The sequence below is a fragment of the Ruminococcus hominis genome (genome assembly GCF_014287355.1).
In the GTDB taxonomy this organism is placed as follows: domain Bacteria; phylum Bacillota; class Clostridia; order Lachnospirales; family Lachnospiraceae; genus Schaedlerella; species Schaedlerella hominis.
In genome coordinates this window covers 2,987,197-2,999,712 of the sequence record NZ_JACOPE010000001.1, presented here as the reverse complement: position 1 = coordinate 2,999,712, position 12,516 = coordinate 2,987,197, and the positions used below count along the sequence as shown (strand labels likewise).

At 42.9% G+C, this 12,516-nt stretch carries 18 protein-coding genes; 8 read left to right on the top strand and 10 right to left on the bottom strand.

From position 1 onward, the window contains the following. Positions 1-38: 38 nt before the first annotated feature. The 3 genes from H8S40_RS13595 to ligA form a co-directional block, all read right to left on the bottom strand. A complete protein-coding gene (locus H8S40_RS13595) occupies positions 39-512 on the bottom strand; it encodes an LPD11 domain-containing protein (protein ID WP_005333427.1) in 474 nt (157 codons plus the stop codon). 21 nt (positions 513-533) lie between these two features. Next, complete coding sequence (gene ybiA, locus H8S40_RS13590) at positions 534-1,037, bottom strand: riboflavin biosynthesis intermediates N-glycosidase (RefSeq protein ID WP_023921566.1); 504 nt, start codon at positions 1,035-1,037, stop codon at positions 534-536. A gap of 77 nt (positions 1,038-1,114) precedes the next feature. Further along, positions 1,115-3,109 carry an NAD-dependent DNA ligase LigA gene (ligA, locus tag H8S40_RS13585; protein WP_040015507.1) on the bottom strand — a complete coding sequence of 665 codons (1,995 nt, stop codon included), beginning with the start codon at positions 3,107-3,109 and terminating at the stop codon, positions 1,115-1,117. A 277-nt stretch (positions 3,110-3,386) separates the two neighbouring features. Here ligA and H8S40_RS13580 point away from each other — a divergent pair, with 277 nt between their 5' ends. From H8S40_RS13580 to H8S40_RS13545, 8 genes are all read left to right on the top strand, one after another. Further along, positions 3,387-3,641 carry a hypothetical protein gene (locus H8S40_RS13580; protein ID WP_005333435.1) on the top strand — a complete coding sequence of 85 codons (255 nt, stop codon included), beginning with the start codon at positions 3,387-3,389 and terminating at the stop codon, positions 3,639-3,641. A gap of 73 nt (positions 3,642-3,714) precedes the next feature. After that, positions 3,715-3,963 carry a winged helix-turn-helix domain-containing protein gene (locus H8S40_RS13575; protein WP_005333437.1) on the top strand — a complete coding sequence of 83 codons (249 nt, stop codon included), beginning with the start codon at positions 3,715-3,717 and terminating at the stop codon, positions 3,961-3,963. 94 nt (positions 3,964-4,057) lie between these two features. Further along, entirely contained in the window at positions 4,058-4,732 is a 675-nt protein-coding gene (locus H8S40_RS13570) for a response regulator transcription factor (RefSeq protein WP_023921570.1), read from the top strand. Further along, entirely contained in the window at positions 4,720-5,922 is a 1,203-nt protein-coding gene (locus tag H8S40_RS13565) for a HAMP domain-containing sensor histidine kinase (RefSeq protein ID WP_055155762.1), read from the top strand. Before H8S40_RS13570 ends, H8S40_RS13565 begins: the two co-directional genes overlap by 13 nt. Before the next feature lie 70 nt (positions 5,923-5,992). Then, positions 5,993-7,057 (top strand): ABC transporter permease, encoded by a 1,065-nt coding sequence (locus tag H8S40_RS13560; RefSeq protein WP_005333443.1) that lies wholly within the window; start codon positions 5,993-5,995, stop codon positions 7,055-7,057. Continuing rightward, on the top strand, positions 7,054-7,710 hold the full coding sequence (locus H8S40_RS13555) for a hypothetical protein (protein ID WP_022415113.1): 657 nt from the start codon (positions 7,054-7,056) through the stop codon (positions 7,708-7,710). The genes H8S40_RS13560 and H8S40_RS13555 overlap by 4 nt, the downstream gene beginning before the upstream one ends. Before the next feature lie 4 nt (positions 7,711-7,714). After that, positions 7,715-8,587, top strand: a complete 873-nt coding sequence (locus H8S40_RS13550; RefSeq protein WP_005333452.1) for an ABC transporter ATP-binding protein — start codon at positions 7,715-7,717, stop codon at positions 8,585-8,587. 62 nt (positions 8,588-8,649) lie between these two features. Continuing rightward, complete coding sequence (locus H8S40_RS13545; protein WP_005333454.1) at positions 8,650-9,051, top strand: winged helix-turn-helix domain-containing protein; 402 nt, start codon at positions 8,650-8,652, stop codon at positions 9,049-9,051. A 32-nt stretch (positions 9,052-9,083) separates the two neighbouring features. On the opposite strand, the gene H8S40_RS13540 is transcribed toward H8S40_RS13545, so the two are convergent. The 7 genes from H8S40_RS13540 to H8S40_RS13510 all read right to left on the bottom strand — a co-directional run bounded on the left by H8S40_RS13540 (position 9,084) and on the right by H8S40_RS13510 (position 12,509). Continuing rightward, complete coding sequence (locus H8S40_RS13540; RefSeq protein ID WP_005333456.1) at positions 9,084-9,368, bottom strand: hypothetical protein; 285 nt, start codon at positions 9,366-9,368, stop codon at positions 9,084-9,086. Between the two features lie 55 nt (positions 9,369-9,423). Continuing rightward, entirely contained in the window at positions 9,424-10,032 is a 609-nt protein-coding gene (locus H8S40_RS13535) for a hypothetical protein (protein ID WP_005333458.1), read from the bottom strand. Beyond that, positions 10,032-10,409, bottom strand: a complete 378-nt coding sequence (locus H8S40_RS13530; RefSeq protein WP_005333460.1) for a hypothetical protein — start codon at positions 10,407-10,409, stop codon at positions 10,032-10,034. The genes H8S40_RS13535 and H8S40_RS13530 overlap by 1 nt, the downstream gene beginning before the upstream one ends. Beyond that, on the bottom strand, positions 10,390-10,977 hold the full coding sequence (locus H8S40_RS13525; RefSeq protein ID WP_022415112.1) for a hypothetical protein: 588 nt from the start codon (positions 10,975-10,977) through the stop codon (positions 10,390-10,392). Before H8S40_RS13525 ends, H8S40_RS13530 begins: the two co-directional genes overlap by 20 nt. Beyond that, a complete protein-coding gene (locus H8S40_RS13520; RefSeq protein ID WP_005333464.1) occupies positions 10,974-11,222 on the bottom strand; it encodes a hypothetical protein in 249 nt (82 codons plus the stop codon). Before H8S40_RS13520 ends, H8S40_RS13525 begins: the two co-directional genes overlap by 4 nt. Before the next feature lie 19 nt (positions 11,223-11,241). Next, on the bottom strand, positions 11,242-11,760 hold the full coding sequence (locus tag H8S40_RS13515) for an AbrB/MazE/SpoVT family DNA-binding domain-containing protein (RefSeq protein ID WP_005333466.1): 519 nt from the start codon (positions 11,758-11,760) through the stop codon (positions 11,242-11,244). Between the two features lie 62 nt (positions 11,761-11,822). Next, positions 11,823-12,509, bottom strand: coding sequence for a hypothetical protein (locus H8S40_RS13510; RefSeq protein ID WP_005333468.1), 687 nt, complete (start codon positions 12,507-12,509; stop codon positions 11,823-11,825). Between the last annotated feature and the right edge of the window lie 7 nt (positions 12,510-12,516).

Genomic DNA, 12,516 nt, shown 5'->3' with positions numbered 1-12,516 from the left:
ATAATATAGAGGGTAATTTCTGATAAATGATGAATTGTCTAGTCTGAGCAGTTCTTCACGGGTATTCCGGTTTCTGTCATTACTTTTTCGTACTGAAGAAGCTGTTCCCAGGTCAGCCATTCCGGTTTCTGATCTGTGGGAAAACCATTCCATAATTCTTTCATACGGGCAATATGGTTTTGAACGCTATGATTGCATAGGATAGACGGACTGCGATTTCCGTAGCCCAGATAGTATTCACAGTCAGACTGTAATTTACTTAACATCCGGTACTCGAATTCATAGGAACTTCTTTGATACGGAGCCGGATGAAATGTGTACTCCTGCTGTATGGGATGGGAAGGTTCTCCATCAATATGGTTAAAAGATAAAGAATAAAGATTCGGTTCAGGCTCTTTGCCAAGGTCAATATCCTTCCACAACTTTCCGAATTGGTCCTTATATACCGGACAGGAAAAATCATCCATGCCAGTATACTCAAGCACTAATTTTGTTTTTGCATTTTCATTCATTCTATTAGACCATCCTTTCCTTTATTGCAGACATTGAGGTATATTATTGGGCGCTGTTTCTGCATTCCACTGCAGCTTCGCACGTACATCCATCAGGATGATTCCTAACTGGTTTTCTCCGCAGTTATTGACTTTGCCCCAGAAATAGTCACCCCAGTTGTTTCCTTCAATAAGTGTGGACTCTCCGGTTGCAAGAAGTTTATCCCGGAGTTCCGGGTTCTGCATGAATTTGCACATGCAGATTTCATACATGAGCCGGACTTTCACTTTTTCCCAGTCCGGGCGTAATGTAAGATCTCTGCCGAGTTTCTTTGCATCAGAAGGATTATGCATCCGAAAAATACAGAATTTGCGTTGCTCTCTCGCAGAGAGTGTTTTCTGCGCTTGAAAAGCAGCTTCATTATTTGCATAGGTTTGTCCCATGTAAGAGACCGGTGCCGGATAGAAATTGCTTAGAAAAGCATAATCTCCCCGAAATTCATTGATCTGTGTAGGTATGCGCTTGCTTGTATTTGTTTGATTCATTATAAATTCCTCCTTTGTAAAAGAGGTGCGGCCTTTCAGCCACACCTCAAAATAATTCTCATCTATTGCAGAGATGGTTATGCAATCATCTCCAAAAATTCAGCTTCTGTAAGAATTGGAATACCAAGGCTCTGGGCTTTTGCCAGTTTGCTGCCGGCTTTTTCCCCGCAGATCAGGTAATCGGTTTTCTTTGTTACAGAGCTGCCAGGTTTGGCACCAAGCTCCAGAATCTTATCGTTGATACCGTCTCTGGTAAAATGCTCCAGTTTCCCTGTTGCTACGATGGTACATCCTGTAAATTTGTTTTCTTTTGTCATAATGGTCTCTTCCTTTCTTTGTTCAAATGTGAATTCGTTCTGTAAGTTTTTCCATAAATCAAGATTTGCTTCATCTGCAAACCAGGAATGGATGTTGTGATTTAAGATTTCGCCAAAATCCTCTAACTGAGTGAAGTCGTAATCTCCGACAGCCGCCTGTTCAAATGCAGTTAAATTTCCGGAAAATACGGTGTCCAGAATCCGGCTTTTGGTTCTGCCGATCATAGGAATATCCATGGAAACCAGATAGCGGACAAAGCTGGTCCTCCGGCTGGCGTTGATGGATTCCCACAAGCGGTCGAAAGATTTCTCACCATATCCGTCCAGTGCCACAATATCTTCCCGGTGTTCCTCCAGATGATAGATGTCCTGAAAAGAGTGCAGATAGCCCAGATTCAGGAATTTTTCTAAAGTGGCTTCTGACAGTCCTTCGATGTTCATTGCCTTCTTGCTGGCAAAATGGACAAACCTTCTTGTGATCTGGCTGTCGCACTGCGGATTATCACAATGCAGAGTTTCTACGGTGCGACCGTCGCTGGTCTTACGGCTGTAGGTTCTGGTTTTGGAACCACAGCAAGGGCAGACCGGAGGCGTGATGTCGGTATACCTTCCACGATCCAGATTATCCTCTATATGTGGGATGATCATGTTTCGTTTGGAAACAAGAATCCGGCATCCGGGTACAAGCTCCAGATTTTTGATAAAGGTCAGATTATGAAGGGAAGCTCTGGAAACATCACAGCCGTCAATCTCCACGGTATCGAAGATGCCGACCGGAGCAATCTCTCCGAATCTGGTCGGTGTCCATTCAATTTCACGCAAGAAAGTTTCGTAGGTATCATCCTCAAACTTATAGGCGAGGCCGTCCTTATAGTGGTGTCCGGTTTTTCCGCAGCTTTTGGAGTAGCTGAGACTGTCAAAAATCATGACAATGCCATCGATAGGAAGATGTAAATTTGCTGCTGTGGATACCAATTCCTGAATGAATTTCTCCGCATATTCTTTTGAAAGTCCGGTTCCTGAAATTGAGAAAAACGGGCAGTAACCAAAGCCCAGGTGTGTTAAACCTTCTAATTTGCAGGCTCTGCTGTCCGGGAAGGGAACATCCTCCATTCCTTCTAATACATTGAACGGAAGAAAGCGAACACAACGTCCGATACAGTTCTTCGGATCAAGACTTCGTACTGATCCGGAAGCAAAATTACGTCCGTTTTTATAAGGTTTTCCATTTCCATCACGCAGAGTATCTTTCAGACGTTCAAAATCATTGGTTGGTATAAAAGACTCACCGGTAATGACCAGACGTTCTTTGTGTGGAATGGTAAGCGGTACATTTAAAAATGCCGGGATATTGTGTGTAATATCTTCCCCCACTTCACCATCTCCACGGGTAGAAGCCTGAATCAGTCTGCCATCTTCGTAAATGAGTTTGGTAGTCAAACCGTCCAGTTTCAGCATAAAGAGAACTTCCTGTCCTTTCATGAAATCTAAAAGCTCTGAAATCAGTTTTGTTTTCTCAAGCGAGAGCAGTGGAATCGGATGGGTGACTTTGGCAAGTTCACTGACCGGATAATATCCAACCGTCTGTGTCGGAGAATTTGACAGGATGAAACCAGTCTGTTCCTCCAGTTCCTTCAGTTCGTCAAAGAGTCGGTCATACTCGGCATCAGATACCAGAGGGGCATCCTGATTGTAGTAGGCATGACGGTATTCATTGAGTTGTTTTACAAGATTCTTAATTCTTTTGACTGACATAGAGTCTCCTTTCTTTTGTGGCGTGCCAGTTCCGGAATCATTTGTTTCCGTAATCCTCCTTTCCCTGCGTTCAGGCATAAAAAAAGAGAATGACGCTTATGTTCATTCTCAAAATAGATGCAGTTTCCTGCAAAATAAAAAAAGCCAGAAGTCCCTGCTGCTTGTTGGGCATAGGAAAACTCCTGACTACGTTTCAAACCTAAACTGCGTGTGATAAATCCTTTCCGGATTGACACAAATAATTGATATAAGAACAGTATAACACTAGATGTAGTATATGTCAAATGAAATAGATTCCTCAATGAAGCTTTTGCCTTATGTTGATGACAAATTTGTCGGCTACAGGAATAAAAGCGTTCAGGATTTCAGATTTGCCCTAAGCGAAGGAATTCGTAGCCAGGTATTTTTTGCCACTTTCGTGGAGAAAGTCGAAAACCAGATAAAATCAATCTCTGTCATAAATGCCTCTAAACTGTTTTTACATCGTAGTGGTTATGCAAGTTCTAAATTTAAAAATAATTTTCACGAATAACTAACTTTTCTATATGCTGAATTGTCATAAAATATAGATTATTAAATTTGAAAGCAGATTGAAGGTGATAAACATGAGAAGTTATAAACGGTATACCAGGCGAAAGAGACTTTTGAAGCAAATCGCTGTGGTTGCTTTATCTCCTAATCGGGTATTCACGAAAGAACAGATCTATCAGCATATCTATGAGGAAGCGGAGTCAGAAGTGAATAACCGAATTTACGGTCTGATTAAGAACTTGAGAAAGAAAATAGAAGAAAATCCGGAAACACCGCACTACATAGAAACGATACGTGGTGTTGGTTATCGCTTTCGGGCATAAAAGGAGCCGTCCGGCAATGGGCGGCTCGAAGTGTTTCTCTTGTTGTTTATTTATTGTTTTTTTCGTTGTATACTGATAAAACGAGGTGATAAAAGTGGCATATAGAATTTTGATCGTGGATGATGACATCGAATTATTAAAGATGTTAAAGAACTATTTTGAAATCAAACGATATGATGTAATGATGGCAGAAGATGGCACAGATGCTTTGGAAAAAATCCATAAGAAACCGGATATTATCTTGCTGGACATCAATATGCCTAAAATAGACGGATTAGAAGTATGCAGACGTATCCGGGGCAAAGTAACTTGTCCCATTATCTTCCTGACGGCAAAAGTGGAGGAGCAGGACAGGGTAAACGGGCTTTTATCCGGTGGGGATGACTATATACTGAAGCCGTTTAGTCTGAAAGAACTGGATGCTCGTATTATTGCACATTTGAAGCGTGAGGAGCGTCATAAAGGGAAGTCTGAATACAGATTCCACGGAGACCTCAGTATTGATTATGGAGCAAAGAGGGTTCAGATCGGTGAAAATGATTTGGAGCTTACGAAGCTGGAATATGCAATCATTGAGTTTTTGTCCATGAATCCAGGACAGGTTTTTGACAGGGAGCGGATATACGAAAAGGTGTGTGGTTATGATGCGGAAGGTGACAGCCGTGTTGTTACGGAACTGATCCGGAGAGTGAGAAAGAAACTGGCGGAATATACGCAGACAGAATACATTGAGACAGTATGGGGGATGGGGTATCGATGGAAAAGATAAGAAATTTATCCTTGAAAAAGACAATGGTTTTATATACGATACTCAGCTTGATTGTCACTTTTTTTCTTTCTGTGTCAATTATTGAGATTGCCGGGCAGATACAGGAGGAGGTCTGGTGGAAGTACGTGGATCAGGACGAGTATTATCAGGCAATGAATGACCGCAATGAAAATTTTGAGGTAGTGGTACCGAGACCGAATCAGAGTAAAATGAGCAGAATGGACTGGCATATTTCAGAAACCTGTGATTTCCTTCAGACGTACGGAGTATTGCTTTTTTCTTTTGCCGGATGTGGAATTGCGGTCAGCCTGTTTTACAAAAATAAATTAAAGAGACCGATTCAGGAACTGAAGATGGCATCACAGATGATTGCGGAGGAAGATCTGGATTTTCATATGGCTTATGAGAACGAGGACGAGATGGGGATGCTGTGCAGGGAATTTGAAAGGATGCGTGGGCAGTTGGAAGAAAATAACCGTAGACTTTGGCAGATGATCGAAGATGAGCGGGTACTGCGTGCAGCGATTGCCCATGATATCCGCTCGCCGCTTGCAATCATGCGGGGATATCAGGAAATGCTTTTGGAATTTGTTCCGGAAGATATGCTTGATCAAGAGAAAATGATGGAGATGTTAAGGGGCGGTATGCTTCAGATTGAACGGATGAACCATTTTATTGATAGTATGAGGAAGATGACGAAATTGGAAGAACGGGAATTAAACTGTTCCGTGGTAGATATCCGGCAGTTGATAAACCAGATAGAAGCTCTGGCAGAAGTCGTGGTGGAAAAATCAGAAAAGAATTTTACAGTGACGACAGTGAGAGAATCTGAAATACTGACTGCGGATGAGGAAATCATCATGGAAGTAGCGGATAATCTGTTGGCTAACGCATTCCGCTATGCCAATCAGGAAGTTAGGCTGAAGCTGACAGTGACACCCCAATATCTGAAAATGAGTATCAGGGATGACGGAATTGGATTTCAGGAAAATATCGACAGGGTGACACAGGCGTTTTATCATGAGAATCCACAGGATGACTTAAAGCATTTTGGAATGGGTATGTATATCAGCCGTATCTACTGCGAACGGCATGGTGGGAAACTGCTGATAAAAAATGTAGCAGATGGCGGTGCGGAAGTTGAGGCAGTGTTTAAAAATTATGTATTAGAAGAACAACAGCAGAAATAAATGGCTGTTGTTTTTTTGTTGTGATTTGTAGGCTATGCTGTTTGTAGAAAAAAGAAAGGCGGGATGACTTATGAAAGCAATCATAAAAAGGAATCTGAAAAATTATCTTAAAAATCCGATATTCTGGATCGGTTTGATTGTTGTTTTAATCAGTATGTACCAGACACTTGCACCCTATCTGTCCATTCATTACGTGAAGTCGGATGAAACCTTCAGGAAGGTAAAAATGGCCTCCGATGGGGATGTTATGGAGGGATGTATTCCGGCAACACCGGATAAGGAGAGAGAACTGTGGGAGAAAGAGATTGTAAAGATACTTCAGGACACAGAGAATGGGTTTGGCATGTCGGAAGTAGAGGCGGAGGCAGTGATATCTGAGATGAAACAGATGAAGATTACGGAGGCGTGTCAGTATCTGAAAACGGAATACCACTTTAATGGTGCCAATTATGTGTATGAGGACGTTTCATGGTATCAGGGAAGCCCGGAGGAAGTCAACCGGTATATCAGAGAAAATCTTGAGAAACATCCATTCTCCTATTATTTCGGAAGAAAATTTACAGATTTTGCAAGCCTGCATATGGCATTCTTTGCAACGGTTCTGCTGGCGTTTTTATTTTTTCAGGATATGAGGAAAAATACTTATGAATTGCTGCACACCAAACCGATGACGGCTTTTCAATATATTGCCGGGAAAATAAGCAGTGGATTTCTCATTATGACGGCGGCACTGGTCATTATGAATATCGTATTTATCATTTTGTGTTACGCCACGGCAGTAAAATCAGGATTTGCTATGAACATACTGGATTTTGTTCAGAATTCGATCCTGTATGTCCTGCCGAACATCCTGATGATCTGCTGTGTGTATGCGGTTACAGCGCTGCTGTTTAAGAATCCGCTTCCAGCGGTTCCGGCGCTGGTTCTTTATATCATTTATTCTAATATGCTGACATGGGATAGCAAAGGACAGTGTCATGCAAGACCATTCTCTATTATGGTTCGATTTCCGGGGAATTTTTTTGAAACGGAATTGCCACATCAGGTATATCTCAATCAACTGCTTCTTGTGGCAGCATCCATACTGCTCATGTTTATAGCGGTGTGGATGTGGAAAAGGAGGAGAGTATATTGAAGAAAGAAGTAAAAATATGTATGCCATATTATAAAATTGCATATTCAATCGCTTTTGTTGTGATATTGAGTGCAATCCAGCCTGTTGTATATGCGAATGAAATCGGGCAGGCAGTAGAAAGAGCTGTTTCGCTTCTGGCAGTCGTTTTCTGTGCAGATACTTATCTGGTGGAAGTGCAGAGCAAACGCTCGGAAGTATTCTGCCTTTATAATCTAAAAAAGCAGGCAGGGGTAGTTTATAAAAGACTATTTGTGCAGGTAGCTTATCTGATTGGAATCAGTTTGTTGGCATATGGACTCTTTTATTGGCAGAAACCGGTGAATCTGACAGAAGAATTAGATGGCGGTGCCTTGTTTGGAATTTATTGTATTGCGATTCCCGGAACTGTTTTGTTTTGGAGTGTGCTTTCCGTAACTGTCAGCAATCTGGTTCGAAACAGATGGATTGGTATGGGTGTCGTGCTGCTTTTCTGGTTTTTCTCTATTTCCGGAAAGGCAACTCAGTTTTTGAAAAACTGGGGACCATTTTCCTACGGAACTTGTGATTTCGGTAAGCTGACAGAGTGGAGATGGCTTGGCGGGAAGGTGCTGTGCGTGGTATTTGCGGGGATGATGCTTGCATTTGTTCCTAAGATATTAAAGAAGAGAGGGTAAGATTATGAGTATAAGAATAGACGATTTAACAGTAACATTTAAAAATGGAGTGACAGCGGTAGATCATGTGGATCTGGAAATCCCACATGGGATATTTGGTCTGTTAGGTGAAAATGGTGCAGGAAAAACAACGTTGATGCGGGTGCTTACAACGGTGCTTGCACCCACAAGTGGAAAAGTTCTGTTAGATGGTACGCTATATTGCGAAGCAAATTACGAAAAGATACAGAAAAAGATTGGGTATCTGCCACAGGAAATTGATCTGTATCCGTCTTTGACTGTTCGAGAATGTCTGGAGTATATGGGAGATCTGGCTGGAATTGAGAAAAGAGAAAGCAAGAAAAGGATTGATTACTATCTGGAGAAGACCAGTCTTGCAGACCATCAGAAAAAGAAAATGCGGCAGCTTTCAGGTGGAATGAAGCGAAGAGTTGGATTAGTGCAGGCATTACTCCATGAGCCGGATTTTTTAATTGTGGATGAACCAACAACAGGGCTCGATCCGGAGGAACGCATCCGTATCCGTAATTTACTGGTAGATTTTGCAGAAGAACGCACCGTATTATTTTCAACGCATGTGGTGGAGGATCTGATGGCAACCTGTAATCAGCTTGCGGTTATGAAAAAAGGTAGATTCCTTTATACAGGAACAATGAGGGAATTATTGAATAAGGCAAGAGGGCATGTATGGGAATGCTGTACAGAGGACGAAAGCCTTGCAAGAGAATTAGAAAGAAAATATCATATTTCCAGTAAGCAGTATACGGAGGAAGGAATTAGATTAAGACTGTTAGGGGAGAATATGCCGTCAGAAAGTGGATGTATAGCTTGTGACGTAACTTTGGAAGATGCATATATCTATGTAACCAATCGATAAACATTGTTAATGAGGAGTGAAAGCTAAATGCTAAGAAAAGCAGGTGATGTTATGGGAAAGTGATGATTCTTACCATTTCTGATTCCGAAGAGGGAATCCTGAATAAAATTAAATCAGTTCTAGCCTGCGAAAGTACGTTAGAAGTTATGGAGATTACAAATTCTGAAAAGTTGACATTCCAAGGTTTGGAAATAGACCAGCTTCAGCGGAGCGTAATCAAAGATGGTAAGGTTGTGGAACTTACCAGACATGAATATGACCTGCTTTTTTATCTGGCCTTATCCCCCAATCGGGTATTTACAAAAGAACAGATTTACCAGCATATTTATGAGGATGTGGAGTCAGAAGTGGATAACCGTGTCTATGGGTTAGTCAAGAATCTGAGAAAGAAAATAGAAGAAAATCCGGAAGAACCGCACTACATAGAAACGATACGTGGTGTAGGCTACCGTTTTCGGGCATAAAAAGAGCCGTCCGATTGGGCGGCTCGAAGTATTTAAACAGCAGTTTTCTTCACTGCCTGTTTATAGTTACCGGTAGCATCGTAATCTCCAGAGAGGAGCAGATTCTGGCGAAATTGCTCCAGTTTGATCTTGAAGCGTTTCCCATCCTCAACAGTCGTAAGCATGGTAAGAGCTTCTAGCATTCCCTGAATATATCCGGTTAGCAGGTAATATCTGCAGGGTTCTTCCGATGGTGAGATATTGGACAGGGTTTCTTCCAGATGTTCCTGACGTTCCCTGAGCCATGCATCCCAGACATCCAGTTCCAAATCAGTCATGGTGTTCCTCCTTTAAATCTGATGATAATCGTCTTTGGTGTGGAGGGGAGAAGTTTCATGCACAAGCATTTTTCTGCTCCAGATCCAAATATGGATTTGTAAATTCAAAAATAATAAGTTCATCCGCATCGAACATGAGCTCCAACTCTTTTAGTGTAGCTGCTGGATATCCGCAATCTCTGAATCGTTCTAATACGTCTGTTTCCGTTTCAAATGGTTCACCGTCTTCCAGCTTTTCTCCGATTATTAAGCCACATGGAGTCAATAGGCTTTCTTCATATAAGCGGACACAATATCGGTCAGGGAAAAATAGGTGTGCTTCATCCGTGTTATAATAAATTCGTTCTCCAGGTTCTATGCTTTGCATCACAAAGGGAACATGATATGCAGCGGCTATCGCCTGATATGCTTCATAAAGTGGAGTCCATGCTGTCTCTAAAGAAAGTAGAATATACGTATCATTCCATTCCATGTAGCTGACATTTCCACGAAGAGATATTCCGGTGGAATCTATTTTCTTGTGGGAAAATAAATTGCCAATCCAGCATAAATCAGGATTCTGGTTCAGAATGATGTAGGTTTCCAGGTCCTCCCACAAGTCATATAGTCCTTCCGGATTTCCTTCTGTATAAAAGATCACATCATCACAGCAGATATTTGCCATTACACATCCACCTCCGTTCCAAAAGTTTCACCCATATTCTGGTTGGAAACCGTAAGGTTTACAGGGGATAAGGTGCCAGAGGCAAGCCATTGTTCGATTGCATCAATTACCTGCTCCAGCGTGTCGTTATAAGCCACATTGCAGTCTTCCAGTCGGAGAAACTGCAGGTATGCTTCATGAAGAAGGCTTGGATCATCACGCAGCGTTTCATATGGAAGGTTGCAGAGTCCGATTCTTTCCTCCAGACGTTCCATGGAGCGGCGGATGAAGTCGCAGGAAATAAATTGTTCCCGGTAGATGTTATAAGCAGCTTCAAGCTGGTCATAGGTCAAAATAAATGAGACTTTCTCGCAAGGATTAGATGGTTGTTCTTTCATGGTAAATTCCTCCATTCATACTATGATTGGCTGGTGGTACGGATTCTCTTTGTTCGGGAGTAAGATGTACCAGTAGTTTCCAGCGCAGGTCGATTTCTCGGTGAATCCAGGTATCATTTTCATAAACTTCATGTGTCAAAAAATTGTAAATTGTCGGTTCTTTTTCTATATCATCCAGATCTGCGACCAGACAAGTTGCCTGATTCACATAGGGCCAGAGTGCCTGTTCGACCATATGGCGTAGTTCCAGTATCAGAGGATATATCTGTCCTACATCATAGGTTTTGGACATGCAGGAGCTGATTTTCTTCAGCATCCCGGAAGTTTGTATCATCTGGTTGATGACGGTACATTGTTCCTCCACATCTGCATCCGGATTCAGGACCAGCCGGTGGAGCAGCACAGATTTTGCATAGGCAGAAGCGGTCAGGTTGATGTTTCTGACCAGTTCTTCATACGGCTGCTTATACTGTGTCTTCAGCACTTCCAGAGGCACATGTTCCCGGTTCTTCTTTAAGGTGGAGAGGAGCCCCGAAAGGCAGCTCTCCAGTTCTTCCATTCTTGTCAAGCACACATCGCCTCCAGCTCCATCGGAACACGGGTGTAGCTGAGACGGTAAATACTGTTGCAGGTCTCAAATACCACACCGTTTTCGGATACTTCCAGAATACTCTGCACCGGACTGGTAGCAAAGGTCTGGTTATAACTATAGATCCACGCCCGTTCTCCCAGATGGAGGGGCAGGGACAGGATTCCGGTGAGGACATATTCTTTCTTTTGGGTGGTGTGTAAGGTTATATTTGTATTCTTCATTGATTTCACGCTCCTTTCCTTACTTAATTTTGTTTGCAATTACGGCAGCGACCAGTTTAGCGCATCCCAATTCCATCTCGGATAAATGCTGTCCGGTTCTGGAACAGAGAAGAAGTGCCAGCGGCTCTCTGTCTTCCCTTAAAATCGGGAAAAAAGCACAAACCGGTTGACGGGTGTTGGATACCGGGTAGACAGGGCAGTTCTCAGCAGAGATCAGTTCCTGGCCGTCCGCAACCAATTCGGCGAGTTCTTCTGTAACGGGAGTGCCTTCCGGAAGATAGATGCCCGCAGATACGAGTATGTGAGCCTCACTGCAAATTGCGATACCACAGTGGATGACACTGTAGAGGACGGAAAGATAGGAAGCCATTTCCTCTTTTCCGTTTAAGTGGGTAGGGCATTTGCGTAAAAGCAGCTCCATTCCCACATTTTCCAGTTCCAGTGCATCTCCGTCTGAGAGCTTCATTTGTTTCCGGATTTCTGCAGGGATGACGATACGCCCCTGAGAGTCCATGGTCCGGATGAGTGCAATATTCATAACTAAAGTCTCCTTTCTTAAAAAGAGGAGAAGCAGTAAAGTACCGCTTCTCTTCTGAAAATTTAGGCAGCGTAAGGCGGAGCCTGTGCTGTCTGTTGCATTTGACTGTTCTGCTGGTCTGCCAGCATCCGTTTTCCGTTATTGATCAGTGATGCAGCAATCACCGTTTCCCAGTTGGAAATATAGGAATCCGTCCGCTTCAGAAGCGTGAACAGATCCATGTCGGTAAGCTGGATGGCTGTCGTCTTTTCGGACTGGAAGCTGCGTGGCTGCATGTAGGAACCACCGTTCTTATTCTGTGCTTTGATGCCTTTCCCATTTACAATCTGGATTTTCCATGGGCTTTTCATAGGCTGCCCTTTGGAATCATAGGGATGTCTGGAGATATAAAACATCTGGGCTGTGGAATAACCGTTCTGATCGGGATTGCCGTAGATCTTGCTCTGGCTCCATTCAAATTCCTGAAAACCGGAAGTGATCCGGGTTAAGAGGAACTGGATCTGTTCCGGTGCCAGGTTGAAACGGGTGATGATATTCCGGTCTCCGGTACCGTTGGAATAATCCTGAATGGTGATGCAGATTAAAGAATGTACTTTATGCCCGTTTTCCTGATATTCCCCTTTGGCATGTAGCTGTGCATAGTTGCCGAGTGGTGCGTAGCGGAGCCGGTCATAAAAGGCAATGAGTGCCCGGTCATTCTGGATCTTGCAGATCTGGTCGGTAATCCGGTTTTGATAAGTTTCATTCATGAGTATT

Excerpts from the sequence above, each read along its gene's own strand:
- H8S40_RS13595 (WP_005333427.1), bottom strand. The coding sequence starts at position 512 with ATGAATGAAAATGCAAAAACAAAATTAGTGCTTGAGTATACTGGCATG.
- ybiA (WP_023921566.1), bottom strand. The coding sequence starts at position 1,037 with ATGAATCAAACAAATACAAGCAAGCGCATACCTACACAGATCAATGAA.
- ligA (WP_040015507.1), bottom strand. The coding sequence starts at position 3,109 with ATGTCAGTCAAAAGAATTAAGAATCTTGTAAAACAACTCAATGAATAC.
- H8S40_RS13580 (WP_005333435.1), top strand. The coding sequence starts at position 3,387 with ATGTCAAATGAAATAGATTCCTCAATGAAGCTTTTGCCTTATGTTGAT.
- H8S40_RS13575 (WP_005333437.1), top strand. The coding sequence starts at position 3,715 with ATGAGAAGTTATAAACGGTATACCAGGCGAAAGAGACTTTTGAAGCAA.
- H8S40_RS13565 (WP_055155762.1), top strand. The coding sequence starts at position 4,720 with ATGGAAAAGATAAGAAATTTATCCTTGAAAAAGACAATGGTTTTATAT.
- H8S40_RS13560 (WP_005333443.1), top strand. The coding sequence starts at position 5,993 with ATGAAAGCAATCATAAAAAGGAATCTGAAAAATTATCTTAAAAATCCG.
- H8S40_RS13550 (WP_005333452.1), top strand. The coding sequence starts at position 7,715 with ATGAGTATAAGAATAGACGATTTAACAGTAACATTTAAAAATGGAGTG.
- H8S40_RS13545 (WP_005333454.1), top strand. The coding sequence starts at position 8,650 with ATGATTCTTACCATTTCTGATTCCGAAGAGGGAATCCTGAATAAAATT.
- H8S40_RS13540 (WP_005333456.1), bottom strand. The coding sequence starts at position 9,368 with ATGACTGATTTGGAACTGGATGTCTGGGATGCATGGCTCAGGGAACGT.
- H8S40_RS13535 (WP_005333458.1), bottom strand. The coding sequence starts at position 10,032 with ATGGCAAATATCTGCTGTGATGATGTGATCTTTTATACAGAAGGAAAT.
- H8S40_RS13530 (WP_005333460.1), bottom strand. The coding sequence starts at position 10,409 with ATGAAAGAACAACCATCTAATCCTTGCGAGAAAGTCTCATTTATTTTG.
- H8S40_RS13520 (WP_005333464.1), bottom strand. The coding sequence starts at position 11,222 with ATGAAGAATACAAATATAACCTTACACACCACCCAAAAGAAAGAATAT.
- H8S40_RS13515 (WP_005333466.1), bottom strand. The coding sequence starts at position 11,760 with ATGAATATTGCACTCATCCGGACCATGGACTCTCAGGGGCGTATCGTC.
- H8S40_RS13510 (WP_005333468.1), bottom strand. The coding sequence starts at position 12,509 with ATGAATGAAACTTATCAAAACCGGATTACCGACCAGATCTGCAAGATC.